We start from the raw sequence: 17,050 nt of genomic DNA, 5'->3' as shown, positions 1-17,050 counted from the left end.
TATATCGAGACAAGACAACGACGAGAAAGCTAAAATAGCTAGTCAAATTTACCGCCGGTCGGGAATCTCACCCAGCCCTGAAGACCCCTTTATCATAACAAAAAACGCTTGCAAGTGCAAGCATTTTGATTATTTCAATTTATCTGCTTCATAGGTGTGAACAAGCTCAAGACCTGCAAAATTTTGCTGACGGAGTGCTTCATAAACAATCATGCAGACGGTATTAGACACATTGAGACTGCGGACATGTTCATCATTCATAGGAATACGGAGTGCTTTCTCAGGATGTTCTCTCATAAAGTCCTCAGGCAAACCCTTGTCTTCACGTCCAAAGAGAAAATAATGGTCCTCATCCGTCGATAAATCTGCTTCAGAATAGACCTTTTCCGCAAATTTTGAAATCAGATAGATTTTGCCCTTCATTCGAAACATGAAATCTTCCAAACTGTCATAAAAATAAATCTCTAACTTATCCCAGTAGTCCAAACCAGCCCGCTTCATCTTGCGATCATCAATCGGAAATCCCATCGGTTTGATGATGTGAAGGGGAGAATTGGTCGCAGCGCAAGTACGCGCAATGTTACCTGTATTTTGTGGAATCTGAGGTTCAAATAATACAATGTGATTTGTCATTACGGGTTTCCTTTTATCATTGCAAAAAAATAGCCACACTGCCCGGAGTCAAGCTCAGCAAACAGCGTGGTTAAGGCATCGTTAACTTACCTCACAACAGGTTTGAAGTAAATCAGCGAAACTACTTTCTTAGTATAACACTTTCAGAATCATTGTCAATAGAAACGACTTGATTTTTTTACTTTTTTTGATGATATTTTCATGTTTGGTCATTCCCTTTCTGAAAAGGTATAGTAAAAGAGCCAAATCACTTCAAATCAGAGACATTGTCATAGAAGTTAAACAAATGTAGCTTCAAAAACTTGAAAAAGGCCTTTCTTCCCCTAAAAATCGGCTTAGCAAGTGCATTTTTTGCTAAAAAAGGGTATGATAGTTACATCATGAAAAAGTAGGTTTTTTATATGAAAATTGTCCTTGTTGGTGGAGGGAAAGTTGGTTTCGCCCTCTGTCGTTCACTGGTTGCAGAAAACCATGACGTTGTCCTCATCGAACAAGATGAGGCTGTCCTCAATCACATTGTCAGTCGCTATGATATCATAGGTCTCCTTGGAAATGGTGCTGACTTCGCCATCTTGGAGCAAGCCGGTGTTCAAGAGTGCGATATCTTTATCGCCCTAACCGAACACGATGAAGTGAATATGATTTCAGCGGTACTTGCTAAAAAAATGGGCGCTAAAGAAACCATCGTTCGGGTACGAAATCCTGAATACTCTAATGCCTATTTTAAAGAGAAAAATATTCTTGGATTCTCACTTATCGTTAACCCAGAACTCCTGGCAGCGCGTGCGATCTCAAATATCATTGATTTCCCTAATGCCCTCTCTGTCGAACGATTTGCTGGAGGCCGGGTCAGTCTCATGGAGTTTGTTGTCAAGGATTCTAGCGGTCTTTGTCAAATGCCAATCTCAGATTTCCGTAAAAAATTTGGTAATGTTATCGTCTGTGCTATGGAGAGAGATCATCAACTGATGATTCCAAGTGGTGATGTTACTATCCAAGACAAGGATAGGATTTTTGTTACGGGAAATCGTGTAGATATGATGCTTTTCCATAACTATTTTAAATCTCGTGCAGTGAAAAGCTTGCTTATCGTCGGAGCTGGAAAGATTGCTTATTATCTACTCGGCATTTTAAAAGACAGTCGCATTGATACCAAGGTCATCGAGATCAATCCTGAAAGAGCTCGTTTCTTCAGTGAAAAGTTTCCCAATCTCTATATTGTCCAAGGAGATGGAACTACAAAAGACATTTTGCTGGAAGAAAGTGCTCCCCACTATGATGCAGTCGCAACCTTGACTGGGGTTGATGAGGAAAATATCATCACCTCAATGTTTCTTGACCGAGTTGGTGTCCATAAGAATATCACCAAGGTCAACCGAACAAGCCTTTTAGAGATTATCCACGCGCCTGATTTTTCGAGTATCATCACACCAAAAAGCATCGCAGTGGATACCATTATGCACTTTATCCGTGGTCGAGTAAACGCTCAGTATTCAGACCTTCAAGCCATGCACCATCTCGCAAACGGTCAAATTGAAACTCTCCAATTCCAAATCAAGGAAGCTAATAAAATGACTGCCAAACCTCTATCACAGTTGAAATTGAAAAAAGGGGTTCTCATCGCAGCCATTATCCGAAAAGGAAAAACAATCTTCCCTACTGGAGAGGATATGCTTGAGGTGGGAGACAAGTTACTCGTGACGACCTTATTGCCAAATATCACCAAAATTTATGATTTGATTGAGAGGTAAAAAATGAATAAAAGTATGATTCGTTACCTCCTCTCAAAGCTTCTCTTGATTGAGGCTGTTCTTCTCCTAGTTCCTGTTAGTGTAGCGATCTATTACCAAGAATCCAGTCAAGTATTTATCGCTCTCTTTTCTACGATTGGAATTTTAGTCCTTCTCGGTGGCCTAGGCGTTTTACGGAAACCGAAAAATCAGCGGATTTATGCCAAGGAAGGGGTCTTAATTGTTGCTCTCTGTTGGATTCTATGGTCTTTCTTTGGTGGCCTCCCCTTTGTCTTTTCAGGACAAATCCCCAGCGTCATCGATGCCTTCTTTGAAATCAGTTCCGGATTTACGACTACAGGAGCAACTATCCTGAATGATGTTTCCGTCCTCACTCGTTCCCTCCTCTTCTGGCGAAGTTTCACCCACTTGATCGGAGGGATGGGGGTACTCGTCTTTGCACTTGCCATTATGGACAATGCCAAGAATAGTCACTTGGAGGTGATGAAGGCTGAGGTCCCTGGACCCGTCTTTGGCAAGGTCGTATCCAAGCTAAAAAACACTGCCCAGATTCTCTATCTACTTTATCTGGCTCTCTTCTCCCTTTTTGTGGTTATCTACTATCTAGCAGGCATGCCTCTCTATGATAGTTTTGTCATCGCTATGGGTACAGCAGGAACTGGGGGCTTTACCGTCTATAACGACGGAATTGCCCACTACGGTAGCTCACTCATCACCTATCTAGTTAGTATCGGAGTGTTGGTGTTTGGGGTTAACTTCAATCTCTACTACTACCTCATGCTCCGTCGGGTTAAGGCTTTCTTTGGAGATGAAGAACTACGAGCATATATCATCATTGTCCTAGTTTCTACAGGCTTGATTACTCTTAATACACTCCACCTCTACCAAGGGGTCTCTAAAAGTGTTGAAATGGCCTTCTTCCAAGTTTCCAATATCATCACGACAACAGGTTTTGGTTACGGAGATATTACCAACTGGCCCCTCTTCTCCCAATTTATCCTCCTCTTCCTCATGGGAATCGGTGGATCAGCTGGCTCAACTGCAGGTGGTCTTAAGGTGATCAGAGGACTTATCCTCTCTAAAATCGCAAAAAATCAGATTTTGTCCACTTTATCCCCTCACCGTGTTTTGACTCTACACGTCAATAAAACTGTGATTGATAAGGATACCCAGCACAAGATTCTTAAATATTTTGCTATCTATATGATGATTATTCTCTCTCTCATCTTTATCGTCAGTCTTGATAGCAATGATTTTCTAGTCGTGACCAGTGCGGTCTTCAGCTGTTTTAACAATATCGGACCTATTCTAGGTACAACCTCGAGTTTTTCCATCTTTAGTCCCATCTCTAAAATCCTCCTCTCCTTTGCAATGATTGCAGGTCGCTTAGAGATTTACCCAATTTTGCTACTCTTTATGAAACGCACTTGGTCTAAACGCTAATGATAATACAATTCCCCTTTTACAAGCTAGTAGAAGGGGAAATTTTTCTATAAAAAATGAGAAGACCTTTCGGTCCTCTCCTAATTTGTTTATTCTTTAAGAGATTTCTTGTAACGAGCAAGTTCTGCTTGATTGGCCCAAACATAGTGACCTGGACGAATTTCTACCATAGATGGCTTATCTGTCTCATAGTCATGTTGGTCAGGATCGTAAACTTTCAAGACCTTCTTGCGTTCCAGGATTGGATCTGGAATCGGTACAGCAGATAGAAGCGCTTGAGTGTATGGGTGGACAGGATTGTTAAACAACTCCTCTGTCTCCGCCACTTCGACGATAACTCCCTTATAGATAACCGCGATACGATCTGAGATAAAGCGAACAACTGACAAGTCATGCGCGATGAAGAGATAAGTCAAGCCCAACTCTTTTTGGAACTTCTTGAGCAAGTTCAAGACTTGCGCACGCACTGATACGTCCAAGGCTGAAATTGGCTCATCCGCAATAACGAAATCAGGTTCCATCACAAGGGCACGGGCAATCCCGATACGCTGGCGTTGACCACCAGAAAACTCGTGTGGATAACGGGTCAAGTGTTCTTTCAAAAGTCCAACTTCATGAATCATCTTTTGAACTTTTTCTTTTCTATCTTCTTCGTCTTTGAACAAGTGGTAGTTGTAAAGACCTTCAGAGATGATATAGTCAACTGTTGCACGCTCATTCAAGCTCGCTGCAGGGTCCTGGAAAATCATCTGGATGCGACGGATCAAGTCTGATGATTCCTTATGAGATTTTTTCCCATTAATCTTATGACCATCAAAGATGATCTCACCTTTACTAGTATTATTTAGACCAATAATGGCACGACCAATCGTTGTTTTCCCGCTACCAGACTCACCAACAAGAGAGAAGGTTTCTCCCTTGTTGATAAAGAAGTTGGCGTTTTTAACCGCAACAAACTTCTTACTTCCTTCACCGAAGGAAATTTCTAAATCTTTAATTTCTACTAATTTTTCAGACATTTCCTTCCTCCTAGTCTTCTAGATGAGCAAAGCCCATTTTATCACGAATCTTGTCATGCAAATCTGCAATGACTCCAGGTTTTTCAACTTTAGGAGCATTCTCATGAAGCAACCAAGTCTTAGCCCAGTGGGTATCAGTGACTGAAAACTGAGGTGCTTTCTGTTCAAAGTCAATTTGCATCGCATAATCTGACCGAAGGGCAAAGGCATCACCTTTCAACTCAGTATAAAGAGACGGTGGTGTTCCTGGGATAGAGTACAATTCCCCTTTATCATCAGCAAGCTGAGGCAAGCTAGACAAGAGACTCCAAGTATATGGATGACGTGGATCGTAGAAGACTTCCTCAACAGTTCCGTATTCTACAATTTCACCAGCATACATAACCGCTACCTTATCGGCAATACTTGCTACCACACCAAGGTCATGGGTGATAAAGATAATGGTAAAGTGGTACTCATTTTGCAAGGTTTTAAGCAAATCAATGATTTGCGCTTGAATGGTAACGTCAAGGGCCGTTGTTGGCTCGTCACAGATCAAGATATCTGGACGACAGGCAAGGGCAATCGCAATAACGATACGTTGGCGCATCCCTCCAGAATATTGGAAAGGATACTCTTCAAAACGTTTTTCAGCATCTGGGATTCCGACCTTGTTCATATAGTCGATTGCCATCTCTTTGGCTTCCTTAGCTGTTTTCCCTTGGTGTTTAATGATAACTTCAGTGATTTGGCTACCGATTGTATTGATTGGGTCCAAACTTGTCATAGGGTCTTGGAAGATAGTCGCAATTTTAGCACCACGAATCTTCTCCCATTCCTTGTTAGAAGTTAGAGCGGTCAAGTCTTGTCCACGATAGTCGATGCTTCCTTGGGCAATACGTCCATTGTCTTCTAACATCCCTGTAAAGGTTTTTGTTAAAACAGATTTACCAGAACCGGACTCACCTACCAAGGCCAGAACTTCTCCTTCAATCAAGTCTAGAGAAACTCCTCGGATAGCCGTCAGAACTTTGTCACGAACGTCAAATTCCACGACAATATCACGAGCAGTCAAAATTACATCTTTTCCTTTTATCATGTCTACTCCTATCTATGTGTACGTGGATCACTAGCATCCGCTAGGTTTTGACCAACAACGAAAAGAGATAGGGATACCAAGATCAAGGTTGTCAACGGAATCCAGAATAAGTAAGCGTTGGTCGTAACGTTTTGTGAGTAATCTGAGATCAAACGTCCCAAACTTGGCACTGTTACAGGCAATCCCAATCCAAAGAAGGAAAGGAAGGCTTCATAAGAGATGAAGCTTGGCAACATCAAGGTCATTGTAGAAACAATAACAGATACCAATTGTGGCATGATGTTTTTAACGATGATTTTAAAGGTTGGCGTTCCAAGTGTTTGAGAAGCAAGGTTGTATTCCAAGTCACGGTAACGCATGATTTGGATACGAATCATATAAGCAATCCCAATCCAAGTTGTCACACTCATGGCAAAAATCAGATTCCAAAAACCAGCACCGATTGAGTAAGTCAAGACAATGACAATCAAGAGAGATGGAATGTTTGAAATAATGTTATAAACTTCCATCATGACACGGTCTACAGATTTTGAAATTCCCCAGATTCCACCAACAATAACCCCAATTACAAGGTTGATAAAAGTGGCAATTACAGAGATAAGAATTGAATTACGCGCACCAAACCAAACCCCATCAAACAAGGATTTACCATTGCTATCTGTACCAAACCAATGTTCAGCATTGGGCTTGATAAAACGAGCACTAAAGTCATTGACCTTACTTACATCGTTGAAATCAAAATCGGAGAACATTGGGTAAATAAAGCTCATCAAGATAATGGCAACCAAAATTCCTAGCATAAAGACGGTTGATTTTTTCTTTAGAAATTGTCTAAATACAGAACCCCAGTATGAATAGGCAGGAGCATCAATTGTTTCAGAGGCAAAATCGTCACGTTTTACGAACTGAAATTTTTCTTTATCAATTGTTGACATTATTTGCCTCCTTTCTCTGTCAATTTAATACGTGGGTCAAGCATGGTCATCCAGATATCTCCTACAAAGAGTGAGAAGATAGAAATACACGTGAAGATGAAGACAAGACCAACTACCATTGAGTTGTTTGATGCCTTAACAGAGTCAATCAACATTTTACCCATACCTGGGAAAGCGAAGACTGTTTCTGTCAATGTTGCACCACCGATAACCCCGATTACGGCACCAGGAATACCTGAAACCAAAGGAACCATGGCATTTTTAAAGATGTGTTTATTTGAAATTTCTTTTTCAGACAAACCTTTTGCACGAGCAAAACGAACGAAGTCCTGAGATTGCAAGTCGATCATGTAACGACGAATCCAGATAGCTGTACTTGGCGCACCCAACAAACCTAGAATAACTGCTGGTAAGACATAAGAACGCCAATCTCCAGCCCCCAAGATAGGGAATGAGTCAGGCAGACCAATTGATGATCCAATCAAACGCACGATGTAAACCAAGGCAATCGTTGGAAGGGCAAGCAAGAAGGTTAGAGCACCTGTCGAGAAGCTATCAATCCAAGTATTCTTGTGGCGAGCCATAGCAGATCCAAGTGGAATCGCAATCGCATACGAAATAATCAAACCAATCAAACCAGCAACCGCTGAGCTTGCGATCATTGATGGGTATTGATAATTGCTTTCTGTAGCTGTATATGGATCATCTTTACCATAGTTGGCTACTTCACGCGCATCTGCTTGACTTGGAGATTTGTAGGTACGAGAGTAAATATCTACAGACGAAGTCTTTTTACCTGTAGGGAATTGAACTTCTGATGTCTTAGTTTGTCCCTGACCTTGTGTGATAACTTGAAGCACTGGTGTGTTTGCATAAGTTGGGTAAGAGTCCCCCAAGTTAATGTTCACAAAGTTTTGGTGTACAAATGGGAATTGATTGTTGAAATACAAAAGGTATTTGTGTTTTGTACCTGAACCAACCAATGACCAACCGATAGCAGGGTCATTTTCAAAACGAAGATAACGTTGCAAGTTTGGATTTTCAGGATCTTGAATCTTGTTTGGATGATCAATATCAATCAAGTTGGAATAGAATTTGAAAACACGTTCAAAAATTGGAATTTCACGCGTAGCATAGAATTGACCACTTTCTGAGAACACACCAAGTGTCCAACCATTTCCTAGTTGGTTGATGTATTTTTCGTAGATTGCCTTATTGGTATCATTGGCATCCACTGTTACAGATGAGTCCATTGTGCTCGCTCTTTCTTGCAACTCTTTGGTATCGTAGTACTCGATATAGCCCATCCGTTCATAAACGGTATTTTCATAATTATCCCGCTTGTCCGGCGTCGTTGCAATCTTGTTATAGTTGGTATCCTGCTTGAAAATCAATTTTCGAGGAACCATCGTATAGATAATTGTGTAGGTCAAGGTTGTCACCAAGAAAATGGACAACAATGAACGTAATACACGCATAAAAATATATTTCTTCATATCGTTTCCTTTTAAAATCCCAAAAGAACCTTCTCCTCATGGAGAGAAAGTTCTCTTGAGAGTTATTTATTTAACGTGATTAGCCAATTCTTTTTGAACTTTTTCGTTTGATTCTTTTTTCTCTTTGAGCCATTTTTCACGAGCTTGTTCATAGTCAGCTTTTGTTACAACCTTGTCTTGTAACTGAATATACTTGAAGTATACGTCTGAGCCCTTATCTCCAGATTGGCTGTATGATGCTGTGAATGGTACAACACGAGAAATGAATGGTGCAGCACCAGTTGATGACATAGCTGGCAAGATGAGTGAGCTATCTGTCAACCAAGCTTGAGCAGCCGCGTATTTTTCATAACGAACATTCAAGTCGTTGGTTTCTTTAGCAGCTTCATCAACTAGCTTATCGTATTCTTTCAAACCAACTTGAGCTGCTGCAGCATTATCTGCACCTTCGTAACCCATGTATGTTTTTGTTTGTTCAGCATTCGTTGTCTTCAAGATATCAAGGTAAGTTGATGGATCTTCATAGTCAGGGTTCCATCCAACGGCACCTGAGAGATCCCAGTCTTCTGCTGCTGCATTCGCCGCATAGTAGGTAATATTATTAAACTCATCTTTAGAAACTTGTTGGATATCGATGACTACATTGCCCTCTCCAAGCACTGTTTCAACGGATTGTTTGAAGGATTGAATACGTGCGATATAGTTTTTAGCTGTTTGGTCTACTGGAACATCCAAATGGATAGGGAATTTTACACCTTCTGCTTCCAATGCTGTTTTGGCTTTGGCAAATTCAGCTTTAGCTTTATCGGCGTTGAAGAGTCCATCTTGACCATCCGCAAAGTTTACATTCTTCCACTCATCACCGTAAGCAGCCATCTTTTCAGTTACCAAGTCACCAAAAGTTTTTTCACCTGCAGAGACAAAGTCAGGTTTTACAAAGAGGTTACGAACGGCACGAGGAGCACCTTCTTTACCATTTACTTGAGCTGAATAAGACGTACGGTCAAAGGCAAAGTTCAAGGCTTGACGGAAGTCCTTGTTAAGAAGGGCTTTCTTAGTAGAAGTCTTCTCTTCGTCAGTTGTCTTAGAAGTGTATTTGTAACCTTGGCGGTCAATATTCACACCCAAACCACCAATACCAGGTCCTGATGGGGTGTAGAAGATATTTTCCTTGTAGGTTTCTTCTACTTTAGAGTAGTTTGAACTTGTTGGATAAAGACGGGCATAGCTATAAGCTCCACTTGTAAAGTTACGTTCAATTGACTCTTGGTCTGAACCATCATAGTAAGCAAGGGTTACTTTATCAATGTGAACATTATCTTTGTCCCAGTAATTTTCATTCTTAGCGAACTCAATAGAAGACTTAGCAGTCAAACCTTTCAGTAAGAACGGACCATTGTAAAGCAATGATGTAGGGTCAGTCGCTTTAGCAAAGTCAGATCCTTTTGATTTTTCAAATTCTTCGTTCAATGGCCAGAAGATTGCGTAGGCCATCTTAGAGTTCCAGTATGGTTCTGGTTGGTTCAAAGTATACTCAAGAGTATAATCATCAACTGCTTTCACACCTACTGAAGAAAAGTCTTTTGTATTACCTGCTAAATAATCAGACAATCCTTTAACAGAATTTTCTGCTAGGTAAATTGCTTCTGATTTTTTATCAGCTGCGTGTTTCAAGCCATTTACAAAGTCTTTGGCTGTTACTTCAGCATACTCTTCACCATCTGATGTCATCCATTTAACACCTTTACGAATCTTGTAGGTATAAGTCAAACCGTCTTTTGAAACGGACCAGTCTTCTGCAACTGCAGGGACTAGATTCCCATACTTGTCGTTTGTGAAGAGACCATCGATACCATTTGAAGTGGCAATCTTAGTACTTTGTTTCCCTGAAATGAGGTAATCCAACGTTTCTGGGTCAGCTGAATAAACATAGCCATAATTTTTTGGCGCTGTTGAATCAGATGATTTTGAAGAACCACAAGCAGCTAGTACTCCTGCCGCTAATAAAGCAACTCCTGCTGCAACAAATACTCTACTTTTTTTCATGTTTTTAACTCCTCTTGAAAAATTTAGGCTTATTGGAAATTATAACATATATTTTTTAAAAAGTAAACGAATTTTCAGAATATTTAGGCGCATTTCCTCAAAAAACTTCTATTTGTCAAAATTTCTACATTCTTTGTTTGTTTCTGCAAGAAATATTTTCTAGTCTGACCCTCTTTAGAACGGGATTTTTACAAGATTTTTCTCACTTCCTCAATCATCATCTGTTTTCTTAAATTGGATTTTAGAATAAGAAACTATTGACGGGAAATGATTTTCAAGGTATAATAATAAACGTTGAGGCGGTATAGCCAAGTGGTAAGGCACGGCTCTGCAAAAGCTTGATCGTCGGTTCAAATCCGTCTACCGCCTTTCAGTACCTGAATTAACAGGAATTAACCAAATGAAAAGCTCGTAAAACCGGGCTTTTTTATTATTCCTAATAAATGGGGTATAACTGAACCTACCATCTAGATTTACAAAAAGCAGTGACTCAAGTCACTGCTTTATTCTGTTTCTTCTTCAAGTTCTAGTTCTGTGATTTGAACTTTTACCTTGGTAACACGTCCATTTTTCACCTTATCGTTGGTCAGGACGATTTGCTTGTTTTGACTGACCAGTTCATAACTGATTTTTTCAGTTGTTGGAATCGTACCAACACCCGTCAAATAATAACCGGCGATGGTATCCACATCATCGCTTTCTAGTTCGACACCAAAGTAGTTATTGAAGTCGTTAAGATTCATGGTTCCCTGTACAATATAGGTGTCCTCACCGATTTGATGGACTTCGATTTCTGCTCGGTCTGTCTCATCGTCAATTTCTCCGACAATCTCCTCCAGCAGGTCTTCCAGTGTGACCAGTCCAGCCATACCACCATATTCATCGAGCAAAATGGCCATTTGTCTTTGGGTATTTCGCAATTCTTTTAGCAAGTCATCCACAAAAATAGTTTCAGGAACAAAGAGTGGATCTTGTAAGATCTTCTTCCAGACAATATTTTCAAAGCCATCTGCATAGGCAGCGTTTAGCAAACGCTTGGTATGAATCAAACCAATCACATTGTCCTTATCCCCATCATAAACAGGGATACGTGAGAAATTTTGCTTTAGAATACTTTGGATAATGGTTTGACTATCATCCTGAATATCCACCATAAAGGCATCTGTCCGAGGAACCATGACTTCTCTCGCCATCAGCTCATCTAAAGAGAAGATCCCTTGTAACATCTCGATTTCGTCTGCATCCAAAGTTTCCTCACTTTTGGTCAACATGTACTCAATTTCATCTCGAGTCATTTTTTCATCCGCATCATCAAAGGTCATTGGCGTTAAACGACTCAAGAGATTGGTTGAAGCAGATAACAACCAGACAAAGGGACTGACAATCTTCCCAAGCCCAATGATAATCGGAACAGAGCGAATGGCTAAGGCATCTTTTAGATTAAGGGCAACCCGTTTAGGATAGAGTTCACCAAAAACAATAGAGATGTAGGTCAAGAATGCCAAAGAGAGGAAACTTGCAATGGCATAAGCTGTTTCTCCATTCCCCATCCAAGAGGCAATTACTTGTCCAAGTGTATCTGCCAATTTTGCCCCTGATAAGATCGTGATTAAGGTGATACCGACTTGAATGGTTGATAAAAAGTGGTTAGGATTTTCAAGTACCTTTAACAAACGAATGTAACGTTTGTCTCCCTCTTCTGCCTTTTGCTCCACTCGGGAACGGTTTAGTGACACCATCGCCATTTCAGTGGCTGAGAAAAAAGCATTTAACAGGGTCAAGATAAATAACAATACAAACTGTAGCAACAAATTCTGACTGCTCGGGTCTTCCATAGTCCTTCTCCTAAAATAGTATCTTGTGTTCCATTATATCATAAAATCGATCAGGATTCACATTATTTTTCATTTAAAGAACAACTCCCCTGCCTCTAGGAGACAAAGGAGCTGTTTTATATAGTATCCATTGTTTCTAATCCGTCACTGTCACTTGACCTGTTCGATAGTCAAGCTGGATTCCCTTTTGAACATTGGGGATTAGGACATTGAACTCCAATTCGCCATCTGAAGATTTGGCTTCAATTTGTGAAGCGGATGGAACTAGATCCTCATTTGTCGCATAGTGGAGTGTCACGCGATAACGGACCCTCTTATTTTGGTCCAAGGCTTTTCTGACTAGACTCTCATAGTAGTTCTGGCCTGTCGAATCCTCAGCCTGTGCTTGGTTTGCCCAAGCTGTCTGAACTGCAATGTTCTTGGGATTGCTGGTAGAGGCATCAAAACCATCCAATCCACCTATCAAGGCATAGCCCAGCAGGTGTCCTCTATCAACTGCATGTGTGTAGGCTCCCTTTAGATTCTTGACCTGATGCCATCCTGGTGGCGTCCAAGAGGTTGATCCATTTCCAGTCTCTTCACGATTCTTATACTGCCGAGTCGCTTTGGATAAGATGGCATTGGCAACAGTCGGGACTGTTTCTTTTCCCACTGTCTTTGTCTTATTATCCGCATAGGGTTTGCTAGAAACCTTGGCATCTAGATTGGTTTTATTGCCATTGACAATGAAGGCCCCTGCTCCATTCCACTCAAGATTACCCTTGATTTGGTTTTTGATTGACTCAGTTAAGACACTTTCAGCCAGCTCCTGACTGGGAGCTTCTGAAGCTTGTTTTTTCTGACTAATCTTGGTTCTAGGGCTATTTGGTGCTGACTGCATCTGCTTGATGTAGTAGCTTCCAGCAGCCAAGAGTAAGAATAGAAGTAACCCTATCAGAGCTTGTCTTGTTTTTTTGTCCATTTTTCTCCTTATTCTTTAGAAAAAGACTGGTCTCCCAGTCTAATTTCCTGTAAATTTGCTAATCAATTCCTGCCACTTTGCTGGAGACAAGATTGCCCATGGATCCTGTCCCTTTCCTAGGATGCCATAACCAACCATCAAGCCGATTCCTAAAGCCAGGAAGCCTAGCAATAGTACGATAAAAATCAACAGTAAACGACGGAGTACATAGCGTAAGTTTTTATTCTTCTTCATCATTTGCCTCGATTCGCTGAATCTTCGCTCCTAGCTGAGCCAATTTCTCATGGAAACGGTAGTAACCTCTATCAAGGTGGACTAACTTACCGACAACTGTTTCTCCTTGCGCCACCAGACCTGTCAAAATCAAAGCAGCACTAGCGCGAAGATCCGTTGATAGAACTTCTGCCCCCTGTAAAGCCTGTCCCCCAACAATACGAGCTGTGTCACGGATAATCTCTGAATGCAAGCCCATACGGCGCATTTCCTCCAAGTGTTGGAAGCGATTCTCAAACACCGTTTCCACCATGGTGGATTCCCCTTTTGCGACTGTCATCAGGGCTGTAAATTGTGCCTGCATATCTGTTGGAAATCCTGGGTGCGGTAAGGTTTTTACATGAACAGCCTTGAGATTTTCAAGTTGAGAACGAACACGGATGCCTTCTGATTCCTCTGTCACTTCAACACCCATTTCAAGTAGTTTTGAAATCAAGGGGCGATTGTGTTCCCAGACGGCATCACGAACGAGAACATCGCCACCGGTCATAGCTGCCGCTACCATAAAGGTTCCGGCTTCGATACGGTCCTGTACCACATTATGAGTTGTTCCATGGAGTTCCTCAACACCAGTCACTGTGATGGTTTCGGTACCAGCTCCCTTGACCTTGGCTCCCATTTCATTAAGAAGGATAGCGAGGTCAACAATTTCCGGCTCACGCGCAGCATTTTCAATGACCGTCACCCCATCAGCTAGAGTTGCCGCCATCATGAGGTTTTGTGTTGCGCCAACACTTGGGAAGTCCATGTAGATATGAGCGCCATGCAGGCGTTCTGCCTTGGCTTCGATGTAACCAGCTGTCTGGGTAATCTTTGCCCCCATAGCTTCCAAACCTTTGAGGTGGAGGTCGATGGGACGACTCCCGATGGTACATCCCCCTGGCATAGAAACTTTGGCATGTCCTACACGAGCAAGGATTGGGCCCAAGACAACGATCGATGCACGCATCTTGCTGACATACTTGTATGGAGCTTCCTCCGTTATATCACCAGTCGCATCAACCTCGACAACATGAGCTTCCTCATCAAAGTCCACCTTGGCATTCAGACCTCGAACCACTTGATTCATGGTGAAAACATCTGACAAGATTGGGACGTTCTGCAAGACTGTCTTACCCTTGCTTGCTAGAATAGTCGCTGCCAACAAGGGCAAGACTGCATTCTTTGCTCCCTCGATGGTCACACTCCCGACCAGACGATTATCTCCGCCTTGAACCACAATTTTTTCCATAGTTGTTTCCTTTACTTTTGATTTTATAATAGTCCTCTAAGTGCTTCTTGCCACAGTTGGTATAAACTGATAAAGAATGAACTCAAGATATAGCCCATCACAATACTAAAGAAGCCTACCAACAAACGAACTTTTTTTGTGTTAGTAGCGGTCACTTTTAAAACCTTTTCCCATCTCACAAGATCCTTCAAAAGGTAAAAACTCAAATAAATAAAGAGTATATGACTACTTAGAGTGAATAATAATTGAACCATTTGACTATTATACCATCTTATCCGCTTACGCGCTAGTTTTCGATTTTTCTACGAATTAGGGATTGTTTTTAAGGTAATCAATCGCATCCTGCAAGGTCTTAACCGGAACGATTTTCATCTCTGTCTTGATCGTTTTGGCAGCTTCTAGGGCTGTTTCATAGTTGCTTTTCGCATTGGGATCTGCTTTTTTTGCTTCCTCGGTGACTGGATTGTCAGGAGCAAAAAAGATGTTGGCTCCCTGACGAGAGGCTGCAACTACTTTTTTGTCAATTCCACCGATGTCGCCAACATTTCCATCGCGATCAATAGTTCCCGTTCCCGCAACGATGCGGCCATTACGAAGACCTGGATCTGCTATCTGGGTGTAAATAGCTAGGCTAAACATGAGACCGGCGCTTGGCCCGCCGATACCAGCTGTTGAAAAACGAATCGGAACATCACTGGTCACTTCCGTACGGTCAATCAGACCAATCCCAATCCCGTTTTTCCCGTTTTCGAGAGTGATAATTTTACCTTCAGCAGACTTGACTTTTCCGTCTTCTTCATAGGTTACCTTGACCGTATCCCCTAATTGTTGAGAATTGACATAGTCGACCAAGTCTTTTGAACTGTCAAATGTTTTGTCATTAACAGCCGTCACGGTGTCTGCAATGTTCAGAATGCCCTTAAAAGTTGAATTGTCCGTCACGGTCAAGACATAAACTCCCAGATACTTGAGTTCAATATCCTTACCAGCGGTCTTCAATCCTTGATACTTGGCCATGTTTTGAGAAGTTTGCATGTAGAACTGATTGATCCGCATAAACTCTGCATCAGTAGAGCCACCCGTAGTCTCCTTGGCGCTTCTAATATCTGTGAAAGGTGTTAACCAAGCATAGACAAGATGCGATAGGGTTGCGTGTCGAATCCCAACTGTCACAAACTGGTAAGCTCCTGCTTCTGTGTCTTCTGTTTCATTGACTTTCAAAACGCGACGGATATCCTCCGCTCCACCCGGAACTTCTATGTAGTAAGGTAAAGGTACTACAAAGGCTAAAAAAGTCAATACTAGTGCTAGGATGACATATAAGGGCCATCTAGTTTTTTTCTTCATGTTCTAATTCCTCCACAACACTGTTTGGGACATATTGCTGAATCTCCTGACCAAACTTCAGAAGTTCTCTCACGGCCGAAGAGCTAATATAAAGATGCTCTGGGCGGCTATATAGGTAAATGGTTTCGATTTCTGGAGCCAGTTGATGATTGTAGTAATCAAAACTAGACTCGTATTGCAAGTCGGTGGCATTCCGCAAGCCACGGACAAGGGTCTTAGCACCCAGTCTTCTTGCAACATCGATAACTAGTTGGTCATGAGAAGCCAGCACCTCTACATTATCTAAATGCGCCACCGCTTTTTCGACTGCCCGTTTGCGGTTTTCAACAGGGAGAAAACCTTGTTTGTGGGGATTGTAGAACACCCCGACATAGAGCTTATCAAAAAGTTTGCTGGCACGTTCAATGATATCCAGATGTCCATTTGTCATCGGATCAAATGAACCTGTAAATAATCCAATTTTATCTGACATAGACTGTCACCTTACTAATCCCATATATTTTTTCCTTCCAGATGCCTAAGCAGGCGATTTCTTCTGGAAGTTCTACAGACTTATCGGTTTCACAGACAACCATGACCTCTTCGGAGAAAAGGTTTCTTTCTGCCATTTTTTCGATATCTGCAACGATTTGTTCCTTGGCATAGGGAGGGTCTAAAAAAACCAGGTCAAAGGGACCATTCACTTGCTCCAAGGCCCGTTCAGCCTCCATCTTTAAGAGCTGAAATTTGGAAACTTCCTTGGTCATTTGGATATTTGCAGCGACGATAGCTTGTGCCTTTCGATCCCGTTCCACTAAGACAGCATGGGACATCCCACGCGAGACTGCCTCAATGGATAAACCACCACTGCCAGCATAGAGATCCAAGACACGACCGCCCTCAAAATAGGGACCTATCATGTTAAAGATAGCTCCACGCACCTTATCTGATGTCGGCCTCGTCGTCTTGCCTTCTAGCGTCTTGAGGGGACGCCCTCCGTAGATTCCTGATACGATTTTCATA

At 41.8% G+C, this 17,050-nt stretch carries 15 protein-coding genes, 1 tRNA gene and 1 other annotated feature (1 of these 17 cut by a window edge); of the genes, 3 read left to right on the top strand and 13 right to left on the bottom strand.

What is annotated here, in order from left to right; translation table 11 throughout:
- Positions 1 to 83 (bottom strand) — a binding site (FMN riboswitch); it reaches 124 nt to the left of the window's first position.
- Between the two features lie 46 nt (positions 84 to 129).
- Positions 130 to 633, bottom strand: a complete 504-nt coding sequence (locus V470_01280; GenBank protein AHZ47085.1) for an RNA methyltransferase — start codon at positions 631 to 633, stop codon at positions 130 to 132.
- A gap of 401 nt (positions 634 to 1,034) precedes the next feature.
- Here V470_01280 and V470_01275 point away from each other — a divergent pair, with 401 nt between their 5' ends.
- Both V470_01275 and V470_01270 read left to right on the top strand, forming a co-directional pair.
- Entirely contained in the window at positions 1,035 to 2,384 is a 1,350-nt protein-coding gene (locus V470_01275) for a potassium transporter TrkA (protein ID AHZ47084.1), read from the top strand.
- 3 nt (positions 2,385 to 2,387) lie between these two features.
- Positions 2,388 to 3,827 carry a Trk system potassium transporter TrkH gene (locus V470_01270; protein ID AHZ47083.1) on the top strand — a complete coding sequence of 480 codons (1,440 nt, stop codon included), beginning with the start codon at positions 2,388 to 2,390 and terminating at the stop codon, positions 3,825 to 3,827.
- A gap of 89 nt (positions 3,828 to 3,916) precedes the next feature.
- On the opposite strand, the gene V470_01265 is transcribed toward V470_01270, so the two are convergent.
- The 5 genes from V470_01265 to V470_01245 all read right to left on the bottom strand — a co-directional run bounded on the left by V470_01265 (position 3,917) and on the right by V470_01245 (position 10,401).
- Positions 3,917 to 4,846 carry a peptide ABC transporter ATP-binding protein gene (locus V470_01265; protein ID AHZ47082.1) on the bottom strand — a complete coding sequence of 310 codons (930 nt, stop codon included), beginning with the start codon at positions 4,844 to 4,846 and terminating at the stop codon, positions 3,917 to 3,919.
- Between the two features lie 10 nt (positions 4,847 to 4,856).
- Entirely contained in the window at positions 4,857 to 5,924 is a 1,068-nt protein-coding gene (locus tag V470_01260) for an oligopeptide transport ATP-binding protein AmiE (protein ID AHZ47081.1), read from the bottom strand.
- 8 nt (positions 5,925 to 5,932) lie between these two features.
- Positions 5,933 to 6,859, bottom strand: a complete 927-nt coding sequence (locus V470_01255) for a peptide ABC transporter permease (GenBank protein ID AHZ47080.1) — start codon at positions 6,857 to 6,859, stop codon at positions 5,933 to 5,935.
- A complete protein-coding gene (locus V470_01250; GenBank protein ID AHZ47079.1) occupies positions 6,859 to 8,355 on the bottom strand; it encodes a peptide ABC transporter permease in 1,497 nt (498 codons plus the stop codon). Before V470_01250 ends, V470_01255 begins: the two co-directional genes overlap by 1 nt.
- A 66-nt stretch (positions 8,356 to 8,421) precedes the next feature.
- Complete coding sequence (locus V470_01245) at positions 8,422 to 10,401, bottom strand: peptide ABC transporter ATP-binding protein (protein ID AHZ47078.1); 1,980 nt, start codon at positions 10,399 to 10,401, stop codon at positions 8,422 to 8,424.
- Positions 10,402 to 10,699: 298 nt separating this feature from the next.
- Here V470_01245 and V470_01240 point away from each other — a divergent pair.
- A tRNA-Cys gene (locus V470_01240) sits at positions 10,700 to 10,770 on the top strand.
- Positions 10,771 to 10,904: 134 nt separating this feature from the next.
- Here the strand turns inward: V470_01240 and V470_01235 are convergent.
- The 7 genes from V470_01235 to V470_01205 form a co-directional block, all read right to left on the bottom strand.
- The gene (locus V470_01235; protein ID AHZ47077.1) at positions 10,905 to 12,236 is read right to left on the bottom strand and encodes a hemolysin; all 1,332 of its coding nucleotides are present in this window, start codon (positions 12,234 to 12,236) and stop codon (positions 10,905 to 10,907) included.
- Positions 12,237 to 12,372: 136 nt separating this feature from the next.
- Positions 12,373 to 13,197, bottom strand: a complete 825-nt coding sequence (locus V470_01230; protein ID AHZ47076.1) for a DNA-entry nuclease — start codon at positions 13,195 to 13,197, stop codon at positions 12,373 to 12,375.
- A 39-nt stretch (positions 13,198 to 13,236) separates the two neighbouring features.
- Positions 13,237 to 13,431, bottom strand: coding sequence for a DNA-directed RNA polymerase subunit beta (locus V470_01225; GenBank protein AHZ47075.1), 195 nt, complete (start codon positions 13,429 to 13,431; stop codon positions 13,237 to 13,239).
- A complete protein-coding gene (locus tag V470_01220; protein AHZ47074.1) occupies positions 13,418 to 14,701 on the bottom strand; it encodes a UDP-N-acetylglucosamine 1-carboxyvinyltransferase in 1,284 nt (427 codons plus the stop codon). The genes V470_01225 and V470_01220 overlap by 14 nt, the downstream gene beginning before the upstream one ends.
- A 309-nt stretch (positions 14,702 to 15,010) precedes the next feature.
- Positions 15,011 to 16,048, bottom strand: coding sequence for a peptidase S16 (locus V470_01215; GenBank protein AHZ47073.1), 1,038 nt, complete (start codon positions 16,046 to 16,048; stop codon positions 15,011 to 15,013).
- Positions 16,032 to 16,520: a phosphopantetheine adenylyltransferase gene (locus V470_01210; GenBank protein ID AHZ47072.1), complete on the bottom strand. Its 489-nt coding sequence runs from the start codon at positions 16,518 to 16,520 to the stop codon at positions 16,032 to 16,034. The genes V470_01215 and V470_01210 overlap by 17 nt, the downstream gene beginning before the upstream one ends.
- A complete protein-coding gene (locus tag V470_01205; protein ID AHZ47071.1) occupies positions 16,510 to 17,049 on the bottom strand; it encodes an rRNA methyltransferase in 540 nt (179 codons plus the stop codon). Before V470_01205 ends, V470_01210 begins: the two co-directional genes overlap by 11 nt.
- Between the last annotated feature and the right edge of the window lies 1 nt (position 17,050).

The sequence above is a fragment of the Streptococcus sp. VT 162 genome, assembly GCA_000688775.2.
Classification (GTDB): domain Bacteria; phylum Bacillota; class Bacilli; order Lactobacillales; family Streptococcaceae; genus Streptococcus.
Note: the sequence above shows the minus strand (reverse complement) of the source record. Positions and strands in the feature narration are given on the sequence as shown.